22 protein-coding genes and 1 pseudogene are annotated in these 26,370 nt (G+C 65.8%); 22 read left to right on the forward strand and 1 reads right to left on the reverse strand.

The features are described 5' to 3' along the window. The 14 genes and pseudogenes from bchB to bchJ all read left to right on the forward strand — a co-directional run bounded on the left by bchB (position 1) and on the right by bchJ (position 16,309). Positions 1-1,554, forward strand: coding sequence for a ferredoxin:protochlorophyllide reductase (ATP-dependent) subunit B (bchB, locus tag ACVIJ6_RS18850; RefSeq protein WP_456773907.1), 1,554 nt, complete (start codon positions 1-3; stop codon positions 1,552-1,554). Continuing rightward, entirely contained in the window at positions 1,529-5,119 is a 3,591-nt protein-coding gene (locus ACVIJ6_RS18855; protein WP_456773908.1) for a magnesium chelatase subunit H, read from the forward strand. The genes bchB and ACVIJ6_RS18855 overlap by 26 nt, the downstream gene beginning before the upstream one ends. After that, a complete protein-coding gene (bchL, locus tag ACVIJ6_RS18860; protein ID WP_456773909.1) occupies positions 5,116-6,021 on the forward strand; it encodes a ferredoxin:protochlorophyllide reductase (ATP-dependent) iron-sulfur ATP-binding protein in 906 nt (301 codons plus the stop codon). The genes ACVIJ6_RS18855 and bchL overlap by 4 nt, the downstream gene beginning before the upstream one ends. A 13-nt stretch (positions 6,022-6,034) precedes the next feature. Continuing rightward, positions 6,035-6,736, forward strand: coding sequence for a magnesium protoporphyrin IX methyltransferase (bchM, locus tag ACVIJ6_RS18865; RefSeq protein ID WP_172237525.1), 702 nt, complete (start codon positions 6,035-6,037; stop codon positions 6,734-6,736). Further along, positions 6,733-8,166, forward strand: coding sequence for a BCD family MFS transporter (locus tag ACVIJ6_RS18870; protein WP_456773910.1), 1,434 nt, complete (start codon positions 6,733-6,735; stop codon positions 8,164-8,166). The genes bchM and ACVIJ6_RS18870 overlap by 4 nt, the downstream gene beginning before the upstream one ends. Positions 8,167-8,185: 19 nt before the next feature. Continuing rightward, a pseudogene (gene puhA / locus ACVIJ6_RS18875) lies at positions 8,186-8,969 on the forward strand (photosynthetic reaction center subunit H). Continuing rightward, entirely contained in the window at positions 8,966-9,616 is a 651-nt protein-coding gene (gene puhB / locus ACVIJ6_RS18880; protein ID WP_456773911.1) for a photosynthetic complex putative assembly protein PuhB, read from the forward strand. The pseudogene puhA and the gene puhB overlap by 4 nt, the downstream one beginning before the upstream one ends. 16 nt (positions 9,617-9,632) lie before the next feature. Then, positions 9,633-10,112 carry a photosynthetic complex assembly protein PuhC gene (gene puhC, locus ACVIJ6_RS18885; RefSeq protein ID WP_456773912.1) on the forward strand — a complete coding sequence of 160 codons (480 nt, stop codon included), beginning with the start codon at positions 9,633-9,635 and terminating at the stop codon, positions 10,110-10,112. Then, positions 10,109-10,414 carry a hypothetical protein gene (locus ACVIJ6_RS18890; RefSeq protein ID WP_456773913.1) on the forward strand — a complete coding sequence of 102 codons (306 nt, stop codon included), beginning with the start codon at positions 10,109-10,111 and terminating at the stop codon, positions 10,412-10,414. Before puhC ends, ACVIJ6_RS18890 begins: the two co-directional genes overlap by 4 nt. Continuing rightward, positions 10,411-11,472, forward strand: coding sequence for a magnesium-protoporphyrin IX monomethyl ester (oxidative) cyclase (gene acsF, locus ACVIJ6_RS18895; protein WP_456773914.1), 1,062 nt, complete (start codon positions 10,411-10,413; stop codon positions 11,470-11,472). The genes ACVIJ6_RS18890 and acsF overlap by 4 nt, the downstream gene beginning before the upstream one ends. Before the next feature lie 13 nt (positions 11,473-11,485). Further along, complete coding sequence (gene puhE, locus ACVIJ6_RS18900; RefSeq protein ID WP_456773915.1) at positions 11,486-12,526, forward strand: putative photosynthetic complex assembly protein PuhE; 1,041 nt, start codon at positions 11,486-11,488, stop codon at positions 12,524-12,526. Then, positions 12,523-13,734: a 5-aminolevulinate synthase gene (hemA, locus tag ACVIJ6_RS18905; RefSeq protein ID WP_456773916.1), complete on the forward strand. Its 1,212-nt coding sequence runs from the start codon at positions 12,523-12,525 to the stop codon at positions 13,732-13,734. The genes puhE and hemA overlap by 4 nt, the downstream gene beginning before the upstream one ends. Positions 13,735-13,828: 94 nt before the next feature. Further along, complete coding sequence (bchE, locus tag ACVIJ6_RS18910) at positions 13,829-15,433, forward strand: magnesium-protoporphyrin IX monomethyl ester anaerobic oxidative cyclase (RefSeq protein ID WP_456773917.1); 1,605 nt, start codon at positions 13,829-13,831, stop codon at positions 15,431-15,433. A gap of 171 nt (positions 15,434-15,604) precedes the next feature. Continuing rightward, positions 15,605-16,309, forward strand: a complete 705-nt coding sequence (bchJ, locus tag ACVIJ6_RS18915; protein WP_456773918.1) for a bacteriochlorophyll 4-vinyl reductase — start codon at positions 15,605-15,607, stop codon at positions 16,307-16,309. A gap of 37 nt (positions 16,310-16,346) precedes the next feature. Here bchJ and ACVIJ6_RS18920 read toward each other — a convergent pair whose 3' ends face one another. Beyond that, on the reverse strand, positions 16,347-17,267 hold the full coding sequence (locus tag ACVIJ6_RS18920) for a LysR family transcriptional regulator (protein WP_456773919.1): 921 nt from the start codon (positions 17,265-17,267) through the stop codon (positions 16,347-16,349). Between the two features lie 137 nt (positions 17,268-17,404). Between ACVIJ6_RS18920 and ACVIJ6_RS18925 the strand changes: the two genes are divergently transcribed. The 8 genes from ACVIJ6_RS18925 to ACVIJ6_RS18960 all read left to right on the forward strand — a co-directional run bounded on the left by ACVIJ6_RS18925 (position 17,405) and on the right by ACVIJ6_RS18960 (position 26,316). Beyond that, positions 17,405-18,448, forward strand: coding sequence for a class 1 fructose-bisphosphatase (locus ACVIJ6_RS18925; RefSeq protein ID WP_456773920.1), 1,044 nt, complete (start codon positions 17,405-17,407; stop codon positions 18,446-18,448). 33 nt (positions 18,449-18,481) lie between these two features. Continuing rightward, positions 18,482-19,357, forward strand: coding sequence for a phosphoribulokinase (locus ACVIJ6_RS18930; RefSeq protein ID WP_012046251.1), 876 nt, complete (start codon positions 18,482-18,484; stop codon positions 19,355-19,357). Further along, complete coding sequence (gene tkt, locus ACVIJ6_RS18935) at positions 19,354-21,381, forward strand: transketolase (protein WP_456773921.1); 2,028 nt, start codon at positions 19,354-19,356, stop codon at positions 21,379-21,381. Before ACVIJ6_RS18930 ends, tkt begins: the two co-directional genes overlap by 4 nt. Positions 21,382-21,435: 54 nt before the next feature. Then, positions 21,436-22,518, forward strand: a complete 1,083-nt coding sequence (gene fba / locus ACVIJ6_RS18940; protein WP_456773922.1) for a class II fructose-bisphosphate aldolase — start codon at positions 21,436-21,438, stop codon at positions 22,516-22,518. Between the two features lie 32 nt (positions 22,519-22,550). Beyond that, positions 22,551-24,011: a form I ribulose bisphosphate carboxylase large subunit gene (locus ACVIJ6_RS18945; RefSeq protein WP_456773923.1), complete on the forward strand. Its 1,461-nt coding sequence runs from the start codon at positions 22,551-22,553 to the stop codon at positions 24,009-24,011. A gap of 75 nt (positions 24,012-24,086) precedes the next feature. Next, positions 24,087-24,506, forward strand: coding sequence for a ribulose bisphosphate carboxylase small subunit (locus tag ACVIJ6_RS18950; protein WP_456773924.1), 420 nt, complete (start codon positions 24,087-24,089; stop codon positions 24,504-24,506). Between the two features lie 158 nt (positions 24,507-24,664). After that, positions 24,665-25,597: a CbbX protein gene (cbbX, locus tag ACVIJ6_RS18955; RefSeq protein ID WP_456777026.1), complete on the forward strand. Its 933-nt coding sequence runs from the start codon at positions 24,665-24,667 to the stop codon at positions 25,595-25,597. Further along, positions 25,594-26,316, forward strand: coding sequence for an HAD-IA family hydrolase (locus tag ACVIJ6_RS18960; protein ID WP_456773925.1), 723 nt, complete (start codon positions 25,594-25,596; stop codon positions 26,314-26,316). Before cbbX ends, ACVIJ6_RS18960 begins: the two co-directional genes overlap by 4 nt. The last annotated feature ends 54 nt before the right edge of the window (positions 26,317-26,370 follow it).

Below are 26,370 nucleotides of genomic sequence, written 5' to 3' on the forward strand. Positions count from 1 at the left end.
ATGCAGCTGTCAGTCTGGACATATGAGGGCCCACCGCACATCGGCGCGATGCGCATCGCGACGGCCATGCGCGACGTGCACTACGTGCTGCATGCGCCGCAGGGCGACACTTACGCCGATCTGCTGTTCACGATGATCGAGCGCCGCGACCGTCGCCCGCCGGTCACCTACACGACCTTCCAGGCGCGCGATCTCGGCGGCGACACCGCGGACCTGCTGCAGAGCGCAGTGCGCGCCGCTTACGAGCGCTTCCAGCCGCAGGCGTTGCTGGTCGGCGCCTCCTGCACGGCCGAGCTGATCCAGGACGATCCCGGCGGGCTCGCGCAGGCCTTGAGGCTTCCGATTCCGGTGATCCCGCTCGAGCTGCCGGCCTATCAGCGCAAGGAGAATTGGGGCGCCTCGGAAACGTTCTACCGGATTGTACGGGCGTTGGCTGCGTCTTCCGCTGATGGCTCCCCCCGCCGTGAGAGGGAGGCAGGCGCTCGTCCAGTCTGCAACCTGCTTGGTCCGACGGCGCTCGGCTTCCGTCACCGCGACGACCTCGCGGAAGTGACCAGGCAGGTTGTGGAGCTCGGCATCGAGATCAACGTCGTCGCGCCCTGGAACGCGACGCCGGCCGATCTTGCTTGCCTTCCGCAGGCCGATTTCAACATCGTCCTGTATCCCGAAATCGCGCTGACGACAGCGCAATGGCTCCATCGCCAGTTCGGCCAGCCCTATACGCGTACCATTCCGATCGGCGTCGGCGCGACGCGTGACTTCATTGCCGAGGTTGCGGCGCTCGCCGGTGTCGACGCATCTCCGGTGTTGGCGCGCAGCGAAAGCCGGCTGCCATGGTATTCGCGCTCGGTCGACTCGACCTATCTCACCGGAAAGCGCGTCTTCATCTTCGGCGACGCGACTCATGCGGTCGCCGCGGCGCGCGTCGCGACCCAGGAGCTCGGCTTCGAGGTCGTCGGTCTCGGCTCCTATGCCCGCGAATTCGCCCGCGAGATCCGCGAGGCCGCCGCGACCTATGGCGTCGAGCCGCTGATTACCGATGATTACCTGGAGGTCGAGGCCCGCGTCAGCGAGTTGCGGCCGGAGCTGGTGCTCGGCACGCAGATGGAGCGCCACATCGCCAAGCGACTCGGCATTCCCTGCGCCGTGATCTCGGCGCCCTGCCATGTGCAGGATTTTCCGGCGCGCTATTCGCCGCAGATGGGCTTCGAAGGCGCCAACGTGCTGTTCGACACCTGGGTGCATCCCTTGATGATGGGCCTGGAGGAGCATCTGCTCGGCATGTTCCGCGAGGATCACGAGTTCGCCGATCACGCGCCCTCCCATCTCGGTGCAGCGCCAGCGACGCCGCAGCAGCCGCAGTTGCGCGTGGTCGAGACCGTCACCTCGACCGAGCTCGCCTGGGCGTCAGACGCCGAGCACGAGCTGACCAAGATTCCCTTTTTCGTGCGCGGCAAGGCGCGCCGCAACACCGAACGCTACGCGCGCGAGCGCAACGTCAACCTGATCACGCTCGAGACCTTGTACGATGCCAAAGCGCATTTCGGTCGCTGACAACACACCCATCCGGGTGGTGATCGTGACGATGGACAGCCATCTCGCCTCGGCTGCCGTGCGTGCGCGCACGACGCTGCAGGCTGAGCTGCCGGGCCTCGATCTGAAGGTGCATGCCGCCGACGAGTGGGGCTGCAATCCGACTGCGCTGGCGCATTGCCTCGCCGACATCGCGACCGGTGATATCGTCGTCGCCACCATGCTGTTCATGGAGGACCACATCCAGCCGGTGCTGTCGGCGCTGCAGGCCCGCCGCGAGCATTGCGACGCGATGATCGGCTGCCTCTCGGCCGGCGAGGTCGTGCGCCTGACTCGGCTCGGCAAGCTGACGATGGCCGGCTCGGCCACCGGTGTGCTCGGTCTGTTGAAGCGGCTGCGCGGCAGCAACCGATCCGGCTCTTCCAGCGGCCAGGGCCAGATGAAGATGCTGCAGCGGATGCCGCGGCTGTTGCGCTACATCCCCGGCACCGCGCAGGATCTACGCGCCTATTTCCTGACGCTGCAATATTGGCTCACTGGCTCCGAGCAGAATTTCGCCAACATGGTGCGCTTCCTGGTCGGCCGTTACGCCGACGGCCCGCGCGCCTCGCTGCGCGGCAAGCTCAATGCCGCCGAGCCGGTGACCTATCCGGATGTCGGGCTCTACCATCCGCGGCTGTCGCAGCGCATTGCCGAGCGGATCGATGAGCTTCCGGCCCTGCCGAAGCCGGTCGGCCGCGTCGGCATCATCCTGATGCGCTCTTATCTGCTTGCCGCCAACACCGCGCATTATGATGGCGTGATCGCTGCGCTCGAGGCGCGCGGCCTTTCGGTCGTGCCGGTGTTCGCCTGCGGGCTCGATTCGCGCCCGGCAATCGAGCGCTATTTCCAGAAGGACGGCGTCGCCACCGTCGATGCCGTGGTGTCGCTCACCGGCTTCTCGCTGGTCGGCGGCCCCGCCTACAATGATGCGCGGGCCGCTGAGGAGGTCATGGCCGGGCTCGACGTGCCGCTGATCGCGGCGCATCCGCTCGAGTTCCAGACCGTCGAGCAGTGGCACGGCGACGCGCGCGGCCTGACGCCGGTCGAAGCCACCATGATGGTCGCAATCCCCGAACTCGACGGTGCGGTCGGCCCGACCGTGTTCGGCGGCCGCTCGGCGATGGCCGATGCCGGCCGCGACATGGCCTCGCTGCCGGAGCGCGCCGCGCAGCTTGCCGCACGTGTTGGCCGGCTGGTCGAACTGCGCCGCTCGGTGCGGTCGGAGCGCAAGATCGCGGCGGTTTTGTTCAACTTCCCGCCGAATGGCGGGAGCGCCGGCACCGCGGCCTATCTCTCGGTGTTCGAGTCGCTGCACAACGTGATGACCTCGCTGCGCGCGGCGGGCTACACGATCGACGTGCCGGCCTCGGTCGACGAGTTGCGCGCGCGTGTTCTGAAGGGCAATGCCGAGCGGTTCGGCACGGCGGCCAACGTCGCAGCGCGCATTCCGGTCGATCAGCATGTCCGGCGAGAGCGGCACCTTGCCGAGATCGAGAAGCAATGGGGCCCGGCGCCCGGCCGTCACCAGACCGATGGCGCCAGCCTGCTGGTGCTCGGCGAGCAATTCGGCAACCTGTTCGTCGGCCTGCAGCCCGCCTTCGGCTACGAGGGCGATCCGATGCGGCTCTTGTTCGAGCACAGCTTCGCGCCGACGCATGCTTTCGCGGCGTTCTATCGCTGGCTGCGCGAGGATTTCCGCGCCCACGCAGTGCTGCATTTCGGCACCCATGGCGCGCTCGAATTCATGCCGGGCAAACAGGCCGGCCTGTCCGCCGAGTGCTGGCCGGAGCGCCTGATCGGCGACCTGCCGAATTTCTACATCTATGCGTCGAACAATCCGTCCGAAGGCGCGCTCGCCAAGCGCCGCGGCGGCGCCACCTTGATCAGCTATCTCACGCCCTCGATCACCCGCGCCGGCCTCTACAAGGGGCTCGCCGATCTGAAGTCCTCGCTGGATGCCTGGCGCAATCTGCCGCCGGATGCCACCGGGCAGGTCAGGGCGGATAACGCCGCGCTGATCCAGGCGCAGGCGGCCGCGGTCGATCTCGCCGCGGCCGAGCCGCTGTGGGGTGATGAGCGCGACGCCAATATCGGTGCGCTCTCCGCGAGCGTGCTTGAGCTGGAATATTCGCTGATCCCGCATGGCCTGCATGTCGTTGGCGCGCCGCCGCCGCCGGAGCAGCGTGCCGAACTGCTCGACCTCGCTGGCATCACCGAGCAGGCGAAGCGCAGCGAGCTCGACCGCCTGCTCGCGACGGACAGCGAGACGCCGGGCATCCTGCACGCGCTCGATGGCGGCTACATCCGTCCCGTGCCCGGCGGCGATCTCTTGCGCAACACCGACGTGCTGCCGACCGGCCGCAACCTGCATGGCTTCGATCCGTTCCGTATCCCCAGCGCCTTCGCACTCAAGGATGCGGAACGCCAAGTCGCGCGGCTGCTCGCGCGCCACGCCGGCGAAGGCCACAAGCTGCCCGAGACGATCGCGCTGGTGCTGTGGGGCACCGACAATCTCAAGACCGAGGGAGGCCCGATCGCGCAGGCGCTGTGGCTGATGGGCGCGGAGCCGCGTCACGACTCTTATGGCCGCCTCTGCGGCGCAAGGCTGATCCCGCTGGAGCGGCTCGGCCGTCCGCGCATCGATGTCGTGATCACGCTGTCCGGCATCTTCCGCGACCTGATGCCGCTGCAGACCAAGCTGCTCGCCGAAGCCGCGCTGCTCGCCGCCTCCGCCGACGAGCCGGCCGAGACCAACTACGTGCGCAAGCACGCGCTCGCCTTCCAGGCCGCGCACGGCGGCGAACTCGCCGATGCGGCGCTGCGCGTGTTCGGCAATGCCGAGGGCGCCTATGGTGCCAATGTGAACCAGCTGATCGATTGCGGCGCCTGGACCGACGAGGACGAACTCGCCGACGTCTACACGCGGCGCAAGGGCTTTGCCTACGGCACCGACGGTCGTCCGGTCCGGCGCGATGCGCTGCTCGGCCATGTGCTCGCCGGCGTCGATGCCGCCTATCAGAACGTCGATTCGGTCGAGCTCGGCGTCACCACCATCGATCATTATTTCGACACGCTCGGCGGCATCAGCCGCGCGGTGCGCCGCGCCAAAGGCGAGGCGGCGCCGGTCTATATCGGCGACCAGACCCGCGGCGAAGGCACGGTGCGGACCCTGTCGGAGCAGGTCGCGCTGGAGACGCGTACGCGCACGCTCAATCCGAAATGGTACGAGGCGCTGCTCGCCCATGGCTATGAGGGCGTGCGCCAGATCGAATCACATGTGACCAACACGGTTGGCTGGTCGGCGACCACGGGCCAGGTTGCGCCCTGGGTCTATCAGCAGATCACGACGACCTTCGTGCTCGACCCCGCGATGCGCGAGCGGCTCGCCTCGCTCAATCCGGCTGCGTCGGCGAAGATCGCCAACCGCCTGATCGAGGCGCATGAGCGCAATTACTGGACCCCGGATCCCGACATGCTCGACGTGCTGCGCAAGGCCGGTGAAGAGCTCGAAGATCGCCTCGAAGGCGTAGGAGTTGCCGCATGAACGTGACCTTGAGACCGCCGCTGACGACCGCGCCGCGACGCCCCGATGGCGCCGGCAGCGTGCAGGTGCAGCTCGATCCGAACGTCGTCATCGACACCGCCAAGGTGTTCTCGGTGTATGGCAAGGGCGGCATCGGCAAGAGCACGACGTCATCCAATCTTTCTGTCGCGCTGTCCAAGCTCGGCAAGCGCGTGCTGCAGATCGGCTGCGATCCCAAGCACGATTCGACCTTCACGCTGACCAAGCGTCTGGTGCCGACGGTCATCGACATCCTCGAGCAGGTCAACTTCCACGCCGAGGAACTGCGCCCCGAGGACTTCGTCTATGAGGGCTATAACGGCGTGATGTGCGTGGAGGCGGGCGGGCCACCGGCCGGCACCGGCTGCGGTGGCTATGTCGTCGGCCAGACGGTGAAGCTGCTCAAGGAGCACCATCTGCTCGAAGACACCGACGTGGTGATCTTCGACGTGCTCGGCGACGTCGTCTGCGGTGGCTTCGCTGCCCCTCTGCAGCACGCCGACCGCGCGCTGATCGTGGCCGCCAATGATTTCGACTCGATCTTCGCGATGAACCGCATCGTCGCCGCGATCCAGGCCAAGTCGCGCAACTATCCGGTGCGGCTCGGGGGCGTCATCGCCAATCGCAGCGCGGCCACCGACCAGATCGACAAGTTCAACGAGCGCGCCGGCCTGAAGACGGTGGCGCACTTCCCCGATCTCGACGTCATCCGGAAGAGCCGGCTGAAGAAGTGCACGCTGTTCGAGATGGAGGCCTCGCCCGACGTCGAGCGCGCCCAGAACGAATATCTGCGCCTCGCCGCGTCGCTGCTTGCCGGCGTGGAGCCGATGCAGGCGGTGCCGCTCAAGGACCGCGACATCTTCGACCTCCTTGGCTTCGATTGAGTGGGGCTGATCCATGACGACAGCGGAATATCTCGCCCGCCGCAGTGAAGTGGAGACCTATTTCGACCGCACCGCGGTCGCCGCCTGGACGCGGTTGACCTCCGATGCGCCGGTCGGCCGCATCCGCGCCACCGTGCGCGCCGGCCGCGATGAGATGCGGCGGACACTCTTGTCCTGGCTGCCGCTCGATCTGCGTGGCGCGAGGCTGCTCGATGCCGGCTGCGGCACCGGCAGCTTTTCGATCGAGGCGGCGCGCCGCGGCGCCGAGGTCGTTGCCGTCGACATCTCGCCGACGCTGATCGAGATCGCGCAGCGCCGGCTGCCCGACGACATCAGCCGGAACGCGATCCACTTCGTCGCCGGCGACATGCTCGATCCCCGGCATGGCGGCTTCAATTTCGTGGTCGCGATGGATTCGTTCATTCACTATCGCGCCGAGGATGCCGTGCGGATCGTGGCTGGTCTGGCCGCGCGCACCTCCGAATCGATCTTGATGACCTACGCCCCGCGGACGCCGCTGCTCGCCGTCATGCATGCGGTCGGCGGCGTGTTTCCGCGCGGCAATCGCGCGCCGGCGATCGAGCCCGTTACGGAACAGAAGCTGTACCGCCTCATCGCCGATCACCCTGATCTCGCCGACTGGCGCTGCGCCCGCAACTGCCGCATCGCCAACGGCTTCTACATCTCGCAAGCGCTGGAGCTTCGCCCGTCATGAGCGCGCGCGCACCATCGCTGCTGCAACTGTGGACGCTGCTGTCGTCGCGCTATCTGCCGTTTGCGGATGCCGCCTCGACCGAGCTGCCGTTGTCGCGCCTGATGCGGCTGTCGCTGTTCCAGGTCTCGATCGGCATTTCGGTGGTGCTGCTCAACGGCACGCTCAACCGCGTCATGATCGTCGAGCTCGGCGTGCCCTCCTGGCTGGTCGCCACCATGGTGGCGCTGCCGCTGGTGTTCGCGCCGTTGCGCGTGCTGATCGGCTTCAAGTCTGACCATCACCGCTCGGTGCTTGGCTGGCGCCGCGTGCCCTATATCTGGATGGGCACCTTGCTGCAGTTCGGCGGTCTCGCCATCATGCCGTTCGCGCTGCTGCTGCTGTCGTCGGGCGATGCGCCGGGCCAGGTGATCGCCGGCCGCGTCGGCGCCGCGCTCGCCTTCCTGCTGGTCGGCGCCGGGCTGCACACGACGCAGACCGCCGGCCTGTCGCTCGCCACCGACATCGCACCCGAGCACTCGCGGCCGCGCGTCGTCGCCTTCCTCTATGTGATGCTGATGTTCGGCATGATGGCGAGCGCGCTGACCTTCGGCGGGCTGCTCGCCGAGTTCAGCGAGATGCGTCTGATCCAGGTGATCCAGGGCGCCGCGGTGACCGAGATGGTGCTGAACGTTATCGCGTTGTGGAAGCAGGAGGCGCGTGATCCCTCACGTACCTCGGCTACCCGCGAGCGGCCGCGTTTCGGCGATTCCTGGCGTCACTTCCGCGAGGCCGGCGGTTCGCTGCGCGTTCTGGTTGCCGTCGGGCTCGGCACCGCCGGCTTCACGATGCAGGACATCCTGCTCGAGCCTTACGGCGCCGAGATCCTGCATCTCACGGTCGGTGAGACCACGGCGCTGACCGCCTTGTTCGCGGCGGGCACGTTGGTCGGCTTCGGCCTTTCGGCGCGCCGTCTCGGCAAGGGCGCCGATCCATATCGGATCGCGGCGCTGGGCGGACTCGTCGGCTTGTTCGCCTTCTCCTGCGTGATCTTCTCGGCGCCGCTGGCGTCGCCCTTGCTGTTCCGGATCGGCACGACGGCTATCGGCTTCGGCGGTGGTCTGTTCGCGGTGGGCACGCTGACGGCGGCCATGGCGCTGGTGCAGAACGGCGAGAGCGGACTTGCGCTCGGTGCTTGGGGCGCGGTGCAGGCGACGGCCGCCGGCGTTGCGATCGCCGGCGGCGGCGCCATTCGCGATGTGATGTCGCAACTCGCGCTGGATGGCCGCCTCGGCGTGGCGCTGGCGGGGCCGGCGACCGGCTACAGCATCGTCTACCACATCGAGATCGGCCTGCTGTTCGTCACGCTCGCGGTCATCGGACCGCTGGTGCGGCGCCACGCGCCGTCATCGCCACAACAGTTGCAATTCGGAATAGCTGAATTTCCAGGTTAGCCCAGTCGGGGAGGAAACCATGCAGACGTCTTTCACCAGCTACATCGATGTCGCCCAGGTGGTGCTTTATGGGTTTTGGATATTCTTCGCGGCTCTGATCTTCTATCTGCGCACCGAGGATAAGCGCGAAGGCTATCCGCTGCAGTTCGAGGGCCGGATCGGCCGGCAGACCGCTTCGAGCGGTCACGGCTTCCCGACGCCGCCGTCGCCGAAGACCTATCACATGCATGGCGGGCGCACCGCGACCCTGCCGAACCGGGACAATGACCGCGCCGATGCGCCGGTGACGCCGATGTATTCCTGGCCGGGCACGCCCTATCTGCCGACCGGCAATCCGATGCTCGACGGCGTCGGCCCGGGCTCCTATGCCGCGCCGCAGGGACGAGCCGGAGCTGACCATGGACAATATTCCGGCGATCGTGCCGCTGCGCGTCGACGGCAGTATCTTCATCGCCTCGGAGGATCCCGATCCGCGCGGCATGCCGGTGTTCGGCTGCGACGGCCAGCTCGGCGGCAAGATCCGCGAAGTCTGGGTCGATCGCGCCGAGATGCTGATCCGCTATCTCGAAGTGGAGGTCGAGGGCACCGTCGGCCGCCACGTGCTGCTGCCGATGACCATGGCGGTGGTCGACAAGTCGCGCAAGGCGGTGCTGGTCGACGCCATCCTCGGCTCGCAATTCGCCAACGTGCCCGGCCTCGCCAACCCCGACCAGGTGACCAAGCTCGAGGAGGACAAGATCGTCGGCTATTACGGTGGCGGACATCTCTACGCGACCGCTGCACGTCAGGAGCCGCTGCTGTGAGCACGCGTGGGGAGCAAGACCAGCTGTTGCTGCCGCAAGGCGAGCGACTGCTCTGGCAAGGACAGCCGACGGTGAAGGCGCTGCTGCTGCGGGTTTTCCACCTGCGCCTGGTGCTCGCTTATTTCGCGGCGCTGTTCGGCGCGCGCGTGGTGGCGGGCGTGCTCGACCATCAGCCGCTCGCGGCCTCGGTCGCCAGCGCCTCGTCGCTGGTGACGCCGGTGGCCCTGGCGACGCTGCTGCTCACCGGGCTCGCGGTGCTCTACAGCCGCACCACGCGCTACACCATCACCAGCCGGCGCGTGCTGCTGCAGTTCGGCGCCGTGCTGCCGATGACCTTGAACGTGCCGTTCAAGCAGGTCGCCCGCGCCGATGTGAAACTTCATTCCGATGGTTCCGGCGACCTGCCGCTCGGCGTCACCGCCCAGCAGCGGCTGTCTTATCTGCTGCTGTGGCCCCATGCGCGGCCGTGGCGGTTGAACGAGGTCGAGCCGATGCTGCGCGGTGTGCCTGACGCGCGCAACGTTGCCGAGATCCTCGCCAAGGCCTTGGTCGCGGCGTCGGATGGCGTCGGTGCGGCACAGCCGCTGCCGGCAGGCGATGGCCAGCCGCAGGGTGCGCCTGCGGGCGCGGTCGTCAGCGCGGCGTAACGAGGAGGAGGGCGTCATGAGCCAAGCCGAGGGCCATGTCGAGGATCACGGCGAAGCCGAGATCATCATTCCGAAGGGCGCGCTCCGCGCGGCCTTCGCGCTGGTTGCCTTTGCCTTGGTCGCGGCCGGCGTCGGTCGCCTCACGGGGATGGGCACCGTGCGCAACGATCACGTCGCTGCCGTGCAGACGGTGGCGCTGCGGTTCGAGGATCGCCCCGATGGCGGCATCTCCGTCGTGTCGCCTGACAGCGGCAAGGTCGTCGGAGTTGTCGAGGCCGGCGGAGATGGCCTGCTGCGCACGGTGTTGCGGAGCATGGCGTTCGATCGCCAGCGTCACGCGATCGGCTCGGGGCCGGCGTTCACGATCAATCGCTGGTCCGACGGCCGTCTGAGCCTGGACGATCCGGCGACCGGGCGGCGCGTCGATCTCGCGCCGTTCGGGGTCGACAACAAGCGCCGCTTTGCGGAGTTGATGACGATGGGAGAGAAGCGATGAGAGGATTATGGGCCAGCGAGCCGCGCCGCTTCGACATCGGCTGCAGCATCGAGGTCGAGCAGACCTCGGAAACCCTGCATGCGCATGTCACGCTCGACCATGACGTCGGCATCCGTCCCGGCGACGAGGTCTTGATCCATGGCGAGCCGATCACGGTCAAGTTCGGCGAGCAGCTCAATTTGCGCCGCACTGCGACGGTGGTGCGGGCTGGGCCCTGGAAGCGCGCAATGATGCATGTCGCGGGCTATCTCGAGCTCACGGAATTGTACGACGTCAGCTTTTCGGACGGGAGGGTCAGATGATCGCGATGGAAGGCGGAGCCGGCAACATCTCCACCAAGATGGCGCTGGAGGACACGATCCTCACGCCACGCTTCTACACCACGGATTTCGCGGCCATGGACCGGCTCAATGTCGATCTGGTGCGCCGCGAATGGGATGCGGTCATGGCCGAGCTGCGCGCCGACCACAACCGCAAGCACTTCGTGCGCACGCCGGAATTCGAGAAGGATCTGAACGAGCTGCCCGAGGCGCTTCGCCTGGAGTTCAAGGACTTCCTGGTGTCGTCGCTGACCGCCGAGTTCTCCGGCTGCGTGCTCTATGCCGAGATCAAGAAGCGGATCACCAATCCCGATATCCGCGAGCTGTTCTCCTATATGAGCCGCGACGAGGCCCGGCATGCCGGCTTCATCAACGAGATCCTCAAGGATCACGGCATCGGTGTCGACCTTGGCTTCCTCACCAAAGTGAAGAAGTACACCTACTTCAAGCCCAAGTTCATCTTCTACGCGACCTATCTGTCCGAGAAGATCGGCTATGCCCGCTACATCACGATCTATCGCCAGATGGAGCGCCACCCCGAGCGCCAGTTCCACCCGATCTTCAAGTGGTTCGAGAGGTGGTGCAACGACGAGTTCCGCCACGGCGAGGCGTTCGCGCTTCTGATGCGCGCCGATCCGAAGCTGCTCAGCGGGCTCAACAAGCTCTGGATCAAGTTCTTCCTGCTCGCGGTGTTCGCCACCATGCATGTGCGCGACCACATGCGGCCGGCCTTCTATGAAGCGCTCGGAATGCCCGTGGACGAGTACGACATGCGCGTCTTCCGCATCACGTCGGAGATCTCGCGCCAGGTCTTCCCGGTCATGCTCGACATCGACAATCCGCGCTTCTGGGCCGGCTTGAACCAGCTGCGCAAGGTGTCGGAGGCGATTGCCGATGCGAAGGCGCAGGGCGGCGTGATGGGTGCGATCAAGCGCGCCGTGCTGCCGATCAAGGCGGCGCTGACCTTTGGCCGGCTGTATATGCTGCCGGCCAAGAGCAACGAGCTGCCACGGGAGATCAGGCTGCAACCCGCGTGGTGACAAGGAGCCGGCCATGGGCGCGACCGCGATTGCCATTCCCTATGTCGTGTTCGTCTGGTGGTTCTCGACCGGCGCCGTGCTGGCGCTGGTCGGGCTCGCCGCGCGCCATCCGGCCACGTTCAAATGGGGCACGGCCGCGGCCTTTGTCGCGGCCCTGTCGGGGGTGGCGGTCTCCAGCCAGGCCGCCGAGGATGCCAATGCCTATTGCGCCTTCACCTGCGCGATTCTGCTGTGGGGCACGGTGGAGATGTCGCTGCTCGCCGGCTGGATCACCGGGCCGCGGCCGGAGCCGTGCCCTGGTGACTGCACGCCGGCGTCGCGTATCGGCTTTGCGCTGCAGGCAATCGCCTATCACGAGCTGGCGCTGATCGCGACTGCGGGCCTCGTCTTCGCGGTGACGTCGGGCGCGCCGAACCGCCTGAGCTGGTGGACCTTCGCCGCACTGCTGGTGCTAAGGCAGAGCGCCAAGATCAATTTGTTCCTTGGCGTCCGCACGCTGAACGACGAGCTGCTGCCGCAGCAGGTGCGCTTCATGCGCAGCTATTTTGCGAAGAAGTCGATCAATCTGCTGTTTCCGTTCTCGCTCGCCGCTGCGGCCGCCGCGACGGTGCTGGTCGCTGCCGCCGCGCTCGGCGCGAAATCCTCGTTCGACGGCGTGGCGCTGTCGCTGCTCGCGTCGCTGATCGCGCTCGGCCTGCTCGAACACGGCTTCATGGCGCTGCCGATGCCGGTCATCAATCTCTGGCGCTGGAGCGCGCCGGTCGAGCCGGTCATGCCGGCGATGGCTGCCGTTGCTGCGGCTCCCGCGCCTGTTGCCGTGACGCCGATGGGGCGGCCCGTGCTTGCCGTGGTGCCGACGCCACAGGCGGAGCGCCCGGTGTCGGCGCAGAAGACCGCCGCAGCTCTGGCCCGCCAACGGCTGGAGGAGCAGTTCCGCCAGGCCTATCGGCAGGCCCGCGCCGAGGCGCAGGCGCAGACCGTCACCGGACTGGCCGCCGCATCCATCACGACACCGGTCGATCCGAACACGACAGCACAGGGGGGAGTACCATGAACTACGAAGACTATTTCCGCCGCCAGCTCGACGGCCTGCGGCGGGAAGGGCGTTACCGCGTATTTGCCGACCTCGAACGCAAGGCGGGAGCCTTCCCGATCGCGACCTACCGCGGCCCCCATGGTGAGCGCGACGTCGCGGTGTGGTGTTCAAACGACTATCTCGGCATGGGCCAGCATCCGAAGGTGCTGGAAGTCATGCACGAGGCGCTCGACCGCTGTGGCGCCGGCGCCGGCGGCACGCGCAACATCAGCGGCACCAATCATTATCACATCCTGCTCGAGGACGAGCTCGCCGATCTCCATGGCAAGCAGGCGGCGCTGCTGTTCAACTCCGGCTATGTCTCGAACTGGACCTCGCTGTCGACCCTAGCCGCGCGCATGCCCGGCTGCGTGATCCTGTCCGACGAGCTCAACCACGCCTCGATGATCGAAGGCATCCGCCACAGCCGCTGCGAGACAAGGATCTGGCGCCACAACGACGTCGCCGATCTCCGCGACAAGCTTTCCGACCTCGATCCGAAGGTGCCGAAGCTGATCGCGTTCGAGAGCGTGTACTCGATGGATGGCGACATCTCGCCGATCTCGGATATCTGCGACGTCGCCGATGAATTCAACGCGATGACCTATCTCGACGAGGTCCATGCCGTCGGCCTGTACGGCCCGCGCGGCGGCGGCATTTCGGAGCGCGACGGCGTCGCCGGCCGCCTGACCGTGATCGAGGGCACGCTGGCGAAGGCGTTTGGCGTTATCGGCGGCTACATCACCGCATCCAACACGGTCTGCGACTTCGTGCGCAGCTTCGCCTCCGGCTTCATCTTCTCCAGCTCGCTGCCGCCGGCGGTGGCCGCAGGCGCGCTGACCAGCATCCGCCACCTCAAGGCCAGCAATGTCGAGCGCGCCCGGCATCAGGACCGCGTTGCGCGGCTGCGCCGCCGGCTCGATGAGGCCGGCGTCAGCCATCTCGACAATCCCAGCCACATCGTTCCGGTGATGGTCAGGGATCCCGTGCTGTGCAAGCGGATCAGCGACATCCTGCTCGATCGCTACGGCATCTATGTGCAGCCGATCAACTACCCGACCGTGCCGCGCGGCACCGAGCGGCTGCGCATGACGCCCTCGCCCTATCACAGTGACGCCGACATCGAGCATCTCGTGTCGGCGCTGTCCGAGATCTGGGCCGAGATGGGGCTGGCGCAGGCCGCATGAGGTGACAGTTTCGCGCGGCGTTTGAGCCAGATCAATTTGTCAATATAGCTTGACGTTAAGCTGTTAAGACATATTGACGGTCGGGGAGGGCGCCATGCGGATCTTGTTGCTTCATCCGAATTATCATTCCGGCGGCGCCGAGATCGCCGGCAACTGGCCGCCCGCCTGGGCGGCCTACATCTCCGGCGCGCTGAAGGCCGCGGGCTTCACCGATCTCCGCTTCATCGACGCGATGACCAATGACCTTTCCGAGGAGCAGGTCCGCGCCATCCTGCGCAGCGAGAAGCCTGATGTGATCGGCTGCACCGCGATCACGCCCTCGATCTACAAGGCCGAGCGTCTCCTGGAGATCGCCAAGGAGGAGCACCCGGAAGCACTCACGGTGCTCGGCGGCATCCATGCCACCTTCATGTATCAGCAGGTGCTGACGGAAGCGCCGTGGATCGACGCCATCGTGCGCGGCGAGGGCGAGGAGATCATCGTCGACCTGATGCGCGCCCGCGAGGACGGCCGCTGGGCGACCGACCGCCGCAGCATCAAGGGCATAGCCTATCGCGACGGCACCGAAGTCGTGGCCACGGTGGCGGCGCCGACGGTCAAGAACCTCGATGCGATCACGCCCGACTGGAGCGTGCTCGAATGGAGCAAATACATCTACATCCCCATGAACAAGCGCGTCGCCATTCCGAACATGGCGCGCGGCTGTCCGTTCACCTGCAGTTTCTGTTCGCAATGGAAGTTCTGGCGCGACTACCGCATCCGCGACCCGAAGAAGGTGGTCGACGAGATCGAGACACTGATGCGCGAGCACGATGTCGGCTTCTTTATCCTGGCCGATGAGGAGCCGACCATCAACAAGAAGAAGTTCGTCGCCTTCTGCGAGGAACTGATCCGTCGCGACCTCAAGATTCTCTGGGGCATCAATACCCGCGTCACCGACATCCTGCGCGACGAGGCGCTGCTGCCGCTGTACCGCAAGGCCGGCCTGATTCACGTCTCGCTGGGTACGGAAGCCGCCGCGCAGATGAAGCTCGACCGCTTCAACAAGGAGACGACGGTCGCGCAGAACAAGAAGGCGATCCAGCTGTTGCGCGACGCCGGCATCGTCGTCGAGGCGCAGTTCATCGTCGGTCTCGAGAACGAGACCCGCGAGACCCTGGAAGAGACCTACCAGATGGCGCGCGACTGGAAGCCGGATCTCGCCAACTGGGCGATGTACACGCCGTGGCCGTTTTCCGACCTGTTCCGCGACCTCGGCGACAAGGTCGAGATCTTCGACTACGAGAAGTACAATTTCGTTACGCCGATCATGAAGCCGGATGCGATGGACCGCGGCGAGCTGCTCGACGGCGTCATGAACAACTACCGCCGCTTCTACATGCACAAGGCGCTGTTCTCCTACCCCTGGGCCGGCTCCGGCGAGCGCCGCCGCTATCTGCTCGGCTGCCTCAAGGCGTTCCTGAAGTCCGGCTTCGAGCGTAAATTCTACGATCTCGGCCGCGTCAATTATTGGGGCCCGCAATCCAAGGGCAAGGTCGATTTCGGCTTCGACACCTCGCGCAAGCGGGCCGAGCCCGGCAAGGTCGAATGGAAGACCAGCCATAATCGCAAGCTGACCGGACCGCAGCAGGCGCAGGTCATGGCCTGCGGCGGCGGCACCGAGCAGATGAGCGAAGAGGCCGAGACGAGGGTGCACTGAGATGGATGGGACACGCGCCCAGCACACTTGGCTGTCGCGTGCTGACGCCGTGCCCAATCGCGGCTCGCTTGCTGCGGCACGGTCTTCGCGTCTGGCGCCCTCCCAGGCTGTGTGGTTCTTCCGGCGATGCGAAGCATCGTCCGGCGAGCGCTTCACTCGGAGCGTCCCGCCATGAGCCGACCCGGTCGTGCCGCAAGATCAGCTGCCGTTCTGAGGAGCCCGCCGGAGGCGGGCCTCTCGACGGACGGGGGCGAGCCCGCGGCCCCTTTCAAGCACCAATCCTACGGCCTTTACCCGGCCGGGCGTATCGGCCCCAATGCCATCATCCAGACCGCGGAGGCCTTGCGGCTGCTGCGAGGCGATGAGGCCGCGCGTAGCGTGTTCGCAACGGCGGGGCTCGAGGCGTATCTGACGACGCCGCCGGCCGGCATGGTCGATGAAGCCGAGGTGATCCGCCTTCACCGTGCGCTCCGCACCGCGCTGGACGAGGATTCGGCCCGCGCGGTCAGCGTCAAAGCGGGGCAGCTGACGGCGGCCTATCTGCTCGCTTATCGCATTCCGCCGGGAGCCCAGCGCCTGCTTCGCCTGCTGCCGGCGCGGCTCGCCAGCCACGCGCTGTCGCGCGCCATCTCAGCACATGCCTGGACCTTTGCCGGCACCGGCAGTTTCACCGCCCGTCCCGGACGGCCCACCATCTACGACATCGGCCATTGCCCACTATGCCGGGGGCAGCGCGCCGACCATGCCGTCTGCGATTTCTACGCCGCGACGTTCGAGACGCTGTTCGCCGAACTGGTGCACCCCCATGCGCGCGCCCGTGAGATCAGTTGCCAGGCGACCGGGGCCTCCGTATGCCGGTTCGAGATCGACTGGTGAGGCGACATCATGCCCGAAGCGACTTCGGGCATGGTTCTCACCGCGGCAGGAAGCGTGCGCCCTCCTTGCCGAAGAAATCCAGCATCGCCTGGGCCGGCGGCAGCAGAAGCTTGTCGGCGCGCCGCACCGCATGCCATTGCCGGATGATCGGCAGGCCGGTGACCCGCAACGTGACCAGCCGCCCTTCGCTCAGCTCATGCGACACGGTGTGCTGCGAGATGAAGGCGATACCGAGACCGGCGATGACGGCCTGCTTGATGGTCTCGTTGCTGTCCATCTCCATGCTGGTCTTCGGATGCAGCCCCTTCTTCTCAAAAAAGGTCTCCATCAGCAGCCGCGTGCCTGAGCCGGGCTCACGCGTGATGAACACCTCGTCTGTGAGGTCCTCGGCGGAAATCCGCTTTCGACGCGCAAGGCGATGGCCCGCCGGGGCGATGATGATGTGCGGATGCTTGCCGAACGGCCGCATGTCGACCGGAATGTCCGCGGGCGGCCGTCCCATGATGGCAATATCGAGATCATAGCCGCGCAACGCCTCCCGGAGGCTGTCGCGATTGCCAATCCGCAGGGTGACGTCGATCTTGGGAAAACGCCGCGAAAATTCCGCAATCGCGAACGGCACGAAATATTTCGCGGTGCTGACGGCGCCGATCGCGACGCGGCCGCCGCTGCGGCCCGCCAGGATGTCGAGCGCCTGCTCGCAATCCAGCAGCGCCGCCTCGACGCGCTCGGCCAAGGCCAGCACGCTGCGCCCGGCTTCGGTCAGGATCATGCCATCGGCGGTGCGCTGGATCAGCGGCAGGCCGGCGAGCTCCTGCAGGTTGCGAATTTGCAGGGTGACCGCCGGTTGTGTGAGATGCAACCGGCCGGCCGCCGAGGTCACTGACCCCGAGTTTTGCACCGCGACGAGCGCGCGAAGCTGGCGAATGGTGAGGTCGCGGGAGAAGCGCCGGCTCATGGAACTCTCGACATAAGGAAAACTTTGGCCGATCCAAAGATATTGAAATTTCCCTAATCGTGCAATTCGAGTGTTCATAGCAGCGCCGCACGACGCCTTCGTGCAGCTTCATCAAGCTCCTCCCAATAAAGGAGCTGATGGCAAGGGAGTGGCCCATGGAACAAAACCCGACATTGCAGGCTCATCTCGCGTTGCAGAACGCGGACGCCGACTGCGCCGCCGTCATCGTGGCTCTCGCCGATGCCGCGCGGGAGCTCGCCCGACAGATCGCGATCGCGCCGCTTGCGGGGTTCGACGAGGGCGCTGCGACGGTGAACGCCGACGGCGACGTGCAGAAGGCGCTGGATATCGTCGCCGACAATCTGATGCGTGACGCGCTGCGAAAGGCGCCGGTGGCAGGTATCCTGTCCGAAGAGGTCGACCGGCCGGAAACGGTCAATGCTGCTGCCCCACTTTGCGTGGCGATCGATCCGCTCGACGGCTCCTCCAACCTGCAGAACAACATTTCGGTCGGCACCATCTTCTCGATCCGGCCCAGAGGACGCGACGTTCTCTCCAGCTTCTTCGAGCCCGGCACGGCGCAGCGCGCCGCCGGCTTCTTCGTCTACGGACCGCAGACCTGCCTGGTGCTAGCGATCGACCATCGCGTCGACCTGTACGTGTTGCATCCGATACTGCGCGAGTTCGTGCTGGCAAGGTCCGGCCTGCGCATTCCGCAGGATACGCCGGAGTTTGCGATCAATGCCTCGAACCGCCGGCATTGGAGCGGCACGGTGCGCAATTATGTCGACGAGTGCCTGTCGGGCGCAGCCGGCCCGCGCGGCCGCGATTTCAACATGCGCTGGATCGCCTCGCTGGTGGCGGAGGCCTATCGCATTCTGATGCGCGGCGGCGTCTTCCTCTATCCGGCCGATTCCCGCCCCGGCTATCGCGAGGGCCGGTTGCGGCTGGTCTACGAAGCCCATCCGATGGCGCTGATCATGGAATGGGCCGGTGGCTCGGCGTCGAGTGGCCGCTCGCGGATTCTCGAATTGTCGGCGCGCTCGCCGCATCAGCGGGCGCCGCTGATCATGGGCGATGTCCGCCTCGTTCGTGACGTCGACATGCTGCATGAGGGCGTCGAGCCGCTGTTCGAGACCAGCGATGCGCCCTTGTTCGCGCGGCGCGGCCTATTCCGCTGAGCGGCTACCGAGCGAGACTTCCGGAGAAAGTTCATGTCACGTCGTCATCCCATCATCTCGATCACCGGCTCGTCGGGGGCCGGCACCACCTCGGTCAAGAAGACCTTCGAGAACATCTTCCGCCGCGAGAACGTCAAGGCGGCCTATATCGAGGGCGATGCGTTCCATCGCTACAACCGCGAAGAGATGCGCCGCAAGATGGTCGAGGAGGCTGAACGCGGCAACAAGCATTTCAGCCATTTCAGCCCGGATACCAATCTGTTCGAGGAGCTCGAGAAGACGTTTCGCGATTACTCCGAGACCGGCACCGGCATGACCCGCCACTATGTGCACGACGAGGAGGAGGCGCGGCTTTACGATACGAGGCCGGGCAATTTCACCGAGTGGAGCCGGCTGCCGGATGATTCCGATCTTCTGTTCTACGAAGGCCTGCATGGCGCCGTCGTCACCGAGAAGGTCAACATTGCGCAGCATGCCGATCTGAAGATCGGCGTCGTCCCGGTGATCAACCTGGAATGGATCCAGAAGCTGCATCGCGACCGCGCTTCGCGCGGCTACACCACCGAGGCCGTGACCGACACCATCCTGCGGCGCATGCCGGACTATGTGAACTACATCATCCCGCAATTCTCGGAGACCGACATCAACTTCCAGCGTGTGCCGACGGTCGATACGTCCAATCCGTTCATTGCGCGCTGGATCCCGACGCCCGACGAATCGATGGTCGTGATCCGTCTCAAGAACCCGCGCGGCATCGACTTCCCCTATCTGCTCTCGATGATCCAGGGCAGCTTCATGTCGCGCGCCAATTCGATCGTGATCCATGGCTCGAAGCTCGATCTCGCCATGCAGCTCATTCTCACACCGATGATCATGCAACTGATGGACCGAAAGAGGCGCACACTATGACCGCCACTGCTCTGCAAAAGCCTGCCGTAAAGGCTGATCCGGCTCACGCCGAGATGGCGAACGCCATCCGCTTTCTCGCGATCGATGCCGTGGAGAAGGCGAAGTCGGGTCATCCGGGCATGCCAATGGGCATGGCCGACGTCGCCACCGTGCTGTTCTCGCGCTTCATGAAGTTCGATCCGGCCGACCCGACCTGGCCCGATCGCGACCGCTTCGTGCTGTCGGCCGGTCATGGTTCGATGCTGCTCTATGCGCTGCTGCACCTGACGGGCTACGAGGCGGTCACGATCGACGAGATCAAGAGATTCCGGCAGTGGGGCGCCAAGACGCCCGGGCATCCGGAATATGGTCACACGCCCGGCGTCGAGACCACGACGGGACCGCTCGGGCAGGGCATCGCCACGGCCGTCGGCATGGCGCTGGCCGAGCGCCTGATGAACGCGCGCTATGGCGACGAGTTGATCGATCACTACACCTACGTCATCGCCGGCGATGGCTGCCTGATGGAGGGCATCAGCCATGAGGCGATCTCGCTCGCCGGGCATCTGCGGCTGAACCGCCTGATCGTGCTGTTCGATGACAATGGCATCTCGATCGACGGCTCGACCGGACTGGCCTGTTCGGACGATCAGCTCGGCCGCTTCGCCGCCTCGGGCTGGGCGACGTCCCGCATCGACGGCCATGACCCCGAAGCGATTGCGGCTGCGATCGCAGCGGCCAAGCAGAGCGACCGGCCCACGATGATCGCCTGCCGCACGACGATCGGCTTCGGCTCGCCGGGACGCCAGGGTTCGGAGAAGGCGCATGGCGCGCCGCTCGGGCCGGAGGAGGTCGAGAAGACCCGCGCCGCACTGCACTGGCCGCACCGGCCGTTCGAGATTCCGGCTGACGTGCTGGTGAGCTGGCGCGAGATCGGCGCGCGCGGCCACAGCGTTCGGCAGGCCTGGAAGGAGCGGGCGCGCAAGCTGTGCACTGCGGACCGCTCGCCATGCCACGATGCGCTGAACAAGAAGCTGCCGGCGGCCTATACCGAGCGCATGGCGCAGTTCATCGCGCAGCTCACGGCCGAGCGGCCGAAGATCGCCACGCGTCAGGCCTCGCAGAACGTCATCGATGTGATTGCGACGGTGCTGCCCAATCTGCTCGGCGGCTCCGCGGATCTGACCCACTCCAACCTGACCAAGGCGAAGACACACAAGTCGGTGACGCCGGCGACCATGGACGGCAACTACGTGCATTACGGTGTTCGTGAGCATGCGATGGCGGCGGCCATGAACGGCATCGCGCTGCACGGCGGCTTCATTCCCTATGGCGGCACCTTCCTGGCCTTTGCCGACTACAGCCGGCCGGCGATCCGCCTCGCCGCGCTGATGGGCATCCGCGTCATCCATGTGATGACCCACGATTCCATCGGCCTCGGTGAGGACGGCCCGACGCATCAGCCGGTGGAACATGTCGCCAGCCTGCGCGCCATTCCCAATCTCCTGGTGTTCCGTCCGGCCGATGCGGTCGAGACGGCGGAAGCCTGGGACTGCGCGCTGCGCGCCGAGACCTCACCTTCCGTGCTGTGCCTGTCGCGCCAGGCGCTGCCGGCCTTCCGTACCGACGCGTCCGACCACAACAAGGTGGCGCTTGGCGCCTATGTGGTGGTCGAGCCCGAAGGTGGCCGCGACGTCACTTTGATCGCGACCGGCTCGGAGGTGGCGATCGCGCTGGAGGCGGCAAAGCTGCTGGCGGCCGAAGGTGTGCATGCCGCGGTGGTATCGGCGCCCTGTTTCGAACTGTTCCGCAACCAGTCCGCGGAGTATCGCGCTCAAGTGCTGGGCAGCGCGCCGCGCATCGGCGTCGAGGCTGCCATCGAGGGCGACTGGGCGCGCTGGCTCGGCGACAGCGGCGAGTTCGTGGGCATGCAGGGCTTTGGCGCCTCGGCGCCCGCCGAGGTGCTGTACCGCGAGTTCGGCATCACGCCCGCGGCAGTGGCCGATGCCGCCATGCGCAACATCATCCGGGCGCGGGCGTCCTGAGCGGCCGCCCGAGAGCCACACGACACAACACACGAACAGGGACGGAGACGAATCATGGCGCGGATCACGCTCAGACAATTGCTGGACCATGCCGCCGAGCGCGGCTACGGCGTGCCGGCTTTCAACATCAACAACATGGAGCAGGGGCTTGCGATCATGGAGGCGGCCGCTGCCGTCGACGCGCCGGTGATCATCCAGGCCTCGCGCGGCGCGCGCTCTTATGCCGGCGACATCATGCTGTCGAAGATGATCGACGCGCTGGAGGAGATGTATCCGCAGATCCCGCTGTGCCTGCACCAGGACCACGGCAATGACGAGGCCACCTGCGCGACCGCGATCAAATATGGCTTCACCTCGGTCATGATGGACGGCTCGCTCAAGGCCGATGCCAAGACCGCCGCGGACTATGAGTATAATGTCGACATCACACGGCGGGTCGTCGAGATGGCGCATTGGGTCGGTGCCTCCGTCGAGGGCGAGCTCGGTGTGCTTGGCTCGTTGGAGCATGGCGGCGGCGAGCAGGAGGACGGCCACGGCCTCGAGGGCAAGGTCAGCCGCGAGCAGCTGCTGACCGATCCCGACCAGGCGGTCGATTTCGTCCGCGCCACCAAGGTCGACGCGCTGGCGATCGCCATGGGGACCTCGCATGGTGCCTATAAATTCTCGCGCAAGCCGGATGGCGAGATCCTCGCCATGAACGTGATCGAGGAGATCCACCGCCGGCTGCCGAACACGCATCTGGTGATGCACGGCTCGTCCTCGGTGCCGCAGGCGCTGCAGGACATGTTCAACCAGTTTGGCGGCGAGATGCCGCAGACCTGGGGCGTGCCGGTCGAGGAGATCGTGCGCGGCATCCGTCACGGCGTGCGCAAGGTTAATATCGACACCGATTGCCGGCTGGCGATGACCGCGATCTTCCGCAAGGTCGGCGCGTCGTCGAAGGTCGAGTTCGATCCGCGCAAATTCCTGAAGCCGGCGATGGATTCGATGCGCGAATTGTGCCGCGAGCGCTTCGAGCAGTTCGGCGCTGCCGGCAATGCCTCGAAGATCAAGGTGCTGCCGCTATCGGAGATGGCCAAGCGCTATCGCTCCGGCGCGCTCGATCCGCGAATTGGGGGAATGACTGAGGCCGCGTGAGACCACACCACAACGAGAATCAGGAGGAACACATGAACGATCAATCCATCACCGTGCGCGGCAAGGATCGCTACAAGTCCGGCGTCATGGAATACAAGAAGATGGGCTATTGGGAACCGTCCTATCAGCCCAAGGACACCGACGTGATAGCGCTGTTCCGCGTCACGCCGCAGGACGGTGTCGACCCGATCGAGGCCTGCGCGGCCGTCGCCGGTGAGTCCTCGACCGCGACCTGGACCGTGGTCTGGACCGACCGCCTCACGGCGGCCGAGAAGTATCGCGCCAAGTGCTACCGGGTCGAGCCGGTGCCGGGCTCGCCGGGCAGCTACTTCGCCTACATCGCCTATGATCTCGATCTGTTCGAGCCGGGCTCGATCGCCAACCTCACCGCCTCGATCATCGGCAACGTGTTCGGCTTCAAGCCGCTCAAGGCGCTGCGCCTCGAGGACATGCGGCTTCCGGTCGCCTTTGTGAAGACGTTCCAGGGCCCGGCCACCGGCATCGTCGTCGAGCGTGAGCGGCTCGACAAGTTCGGCCGGCCGCTGCTCGGCGCCACCGTCAAGCCGAAGCTCGGCCTGTCCGGCCGCAACTACGGCCGCGTGGTCTACGAGGCGCTGAAGGGCGGTCTCGACTTCACCAAGGACGACGAGAACATCAACTCGCAGCCCTTCATGCATTGGCGCGAGCGCTTCCTGTATTGCATGGAGGCAGTCAATAAGGCGCAGGCGGCGACCGGCGAGATCAAGGGCACCTATCTCAACGTCACCGCGGCGACCATGGAGGACATGTATGAGCGTGCCGAGTTCGCCAAGGAGCTCGGCTCGACGATCATCATGATCGACCTCGTGATCGGCTACACCGCGATCCAGTCGATGGCGAAATGGGCGCGCCGCAACGACATGATCCTGCACCTGCATCGCGCCGGTCACTCGACCTACACGCGGCAGCGCGCGCACGGCGTGTCGTTCCGGGTCATCGCCAAGTGGATGCGGCTCGCTGGTGTCGATCACATTCATGCCGGCACCGTGGTCGGTAAGCTGGAAGGCGATCCGAACACCACGCGCGGCTATTACGACATCTGTCGCGAGGACTTCAATCCGATGCGGCTGGAGCATGGCGTGTTCTTCGACCAGCATTGGGCCAGCCTGAACAAGCTGATGCCGGTGGCGTCCGGCGGCATTCACGCCGGCCAGATGCACCAGCTGCTCGATCTGCTCGGCGAGGATGTCGTGCTGCAGTTCGGCGGCGGCACCATCGGCCATCCGCGCGGCATCGCCGCCGGCGCCACCGCCAACCGCGTCGCGCTCGAAGCGATGATCCTCGCCCGCAACGAGGGCCGCGACTACGTGCATGAGGGCCCGGAGATCCTGGCCAAGGCGGCGCAGACCTGCACACCGCTGCGCGAAGCGCTGGAGATCTGGAAGGACGTGACATTCAACTACGAATCCACCGACTCGCCGGACTTCGTGCCGACCGTCACTCCCGCCGCTTAACCCGGGTTCGATACGCCGCCGCGCTGCGGGCCGGACACCGGCTCGCCAGGCTGCGCCACATCAGGAGATATCAACATGCGCGTGACTCAAGGCTGCTTCTCTTTTCTGCCCGATCTGACCGACGATCAGATCACGGCTCAGGTCCAGTACTGCCTCGACAAGGGCTGGGCCGTGAACATCGAGTTCACCGACGATCCGCACCCACGAAACACCTATTGGGAGATGTGGGGCCTGCCGATGTTCGATCTGCGCGATGCGGCCGGCATCATGCACGAGCTGACCGAATGCCGGAAGATCTATGGCGAGCGCTACATCCGAATTTCGGCATTCGATTCCAGCCATGGCTGGGAATCGACCCGGCTGTCCTTCATCGTCAATCGTCCGAAGCATGAGCCAGGCTTCCGGCTCGATCGTCAGGAAACTGTCGGCCGCAATGTGCGTTACTCGACGCGGTCCTACGCGGCCGAGCGCCCGGAAGGCGAGCGCTACTCCTAACGTCAGCGGCGCTGAAGTCCCACGGGTAGAACGAGACTTCAGCGCCGGCTCTGCGGTGACGATGAATTCGATTTGACGGCGTCCCCTGTTTGCCGGAGTTCGCGGGAGGAGCTGCCGCCAGCGCGTGCGAACTTCGGCAAGCGGAGCACGAATCCATGATGCAGGCCACGCAGGCGGACGCCAGTCAGGCGACCCCGGTCGATACCATCGACTTGCGCCGCGAGTTCGAAAGCGTCGAGATCGCACCCGTCCTGGAACAGCTCGACCGTGAGCTGGTCGGTCTCGCGCCGGTCAAGACGCGGATCCGCGAGATCGCCTCGCTGCTGCTGATGGAGCGTATCCGGCGGAAGATGGGGCTGGCGACGACCTTTCCGACCTTGCACATGTCATTCACCGGCAATCCCGGCACCGGCAAGACCACGGTCGCGCTGCGCATGGCCGGCATCCTGCACCGGCTCGGCTTCGTCCGCCGCGGCCACGTGATCAGCGTCACCCGCGACGATCTCGTCGGTCAATATATCGGCCATACTGCACCGAAGACCAAGGAGGTACTGAAGAAGGCGATGGGTGGCGTGCTGTTCATCGACGAGGCCTATTATCTCTATCGGCCCGAGAACGAACGGGACTACGGACAGGAATCGATCGAGATCCTGCTGCAGATCATGGAGTCGCAGCGTGAGGACCTCGTGGTGATCCTCGCCGGTTATGCCGATCGCATGGAGAAGTTCTTTCAGAGCAATCCCGGCTTCCGCTCCCGTATCGCCCATCATATCGACTTCCCGGACTATTCTGAGGGCGAGCTGTTGACGATTGCCGAGATGATGCTGGAAGGGCAGAACTACCGCTTCTCGCCGGAGGCGCGTGCAGCATTCGAAAAATATATCGCCGTGCGCCGCACGCAGCCGCTGTTCTCCAATGCGCGCTCCATCCGTAATGCGCTGGATCGCGTCCGCCTGCGTCAGGCCAACCGCCTGGTGTCGCGGCTCGACCGTGTGCTGACGTCCGATGAAGTGATGTCGATCGAGGCCAGCGACGTGCTGGCGAGCCGCGTGTTCGCGAACGGGCAGGGCAAGACGGAGGCGCAGCCATGAGTCTCGCGCTGGTGAAAAACGCCGCGCTCGACGACCTCAAGCGCCGGATCGCCGATGCCGGTGCGCTGATCTTCGATGTTGACGGCACGTTGGCGGAAACCGAGGAACTGCATCGCGAGGCCTTCAATGAAGCCTTCGTGGCGACCGGCATCGATTGGCACTGGGGACGCCGTGTCTACAAGGAATTGTTGCGGGTGGCTGGCGGCAAGGAACGTATTCGCGCCTTCGACCAGATGCGACGGACGGGGCCGCCACTGAGCGATGCCATCATTGCCCGGCTGCATCGGGTCAAGACGGAGCGTTTTGCCGCGCTGATGGCCGACAAGGGCTGTCCATTGCGCCCCGGAGTGAGGGGGCTGCTCGACGCGGCAATCGGTCGCGGGCAGCGGATGGCAATTGCGACCACCACCACGCGGGTCAATATTGATTCGCTGCTGGCCCCCGTATTGGGTCAGGATTGGGAGACGATGTTCGCAGCGGTCGTTGCTGCCGACGACGTCGCGCGGAAGAAGCCGGCGCCGGACGTCTATATCGAGGTGCTGTCACAACTTGATCTGCCTGGTGCAAGCTGCCTCGCGATCGAGGATTCAGGCAATGGGCTGATGGCGGCGACCCGCGCCGGCGTGCCGGTGCTCATCACGCGGAGCCTTTACTTTCACGACGATATCTTCGACGGCGCGCTCGCAGTGCTCGACGACCTCAGCGAACTCGGCGTCTGAGGTTTTTCGATGAAGTGAGCGTCTTCAAGGGCTTCCGATGTTGTACGCCACTAT

The sequence above is a fragment of the Bradyrhizobium sp. USDA 4369 genome, assembly GCF_054056435.1.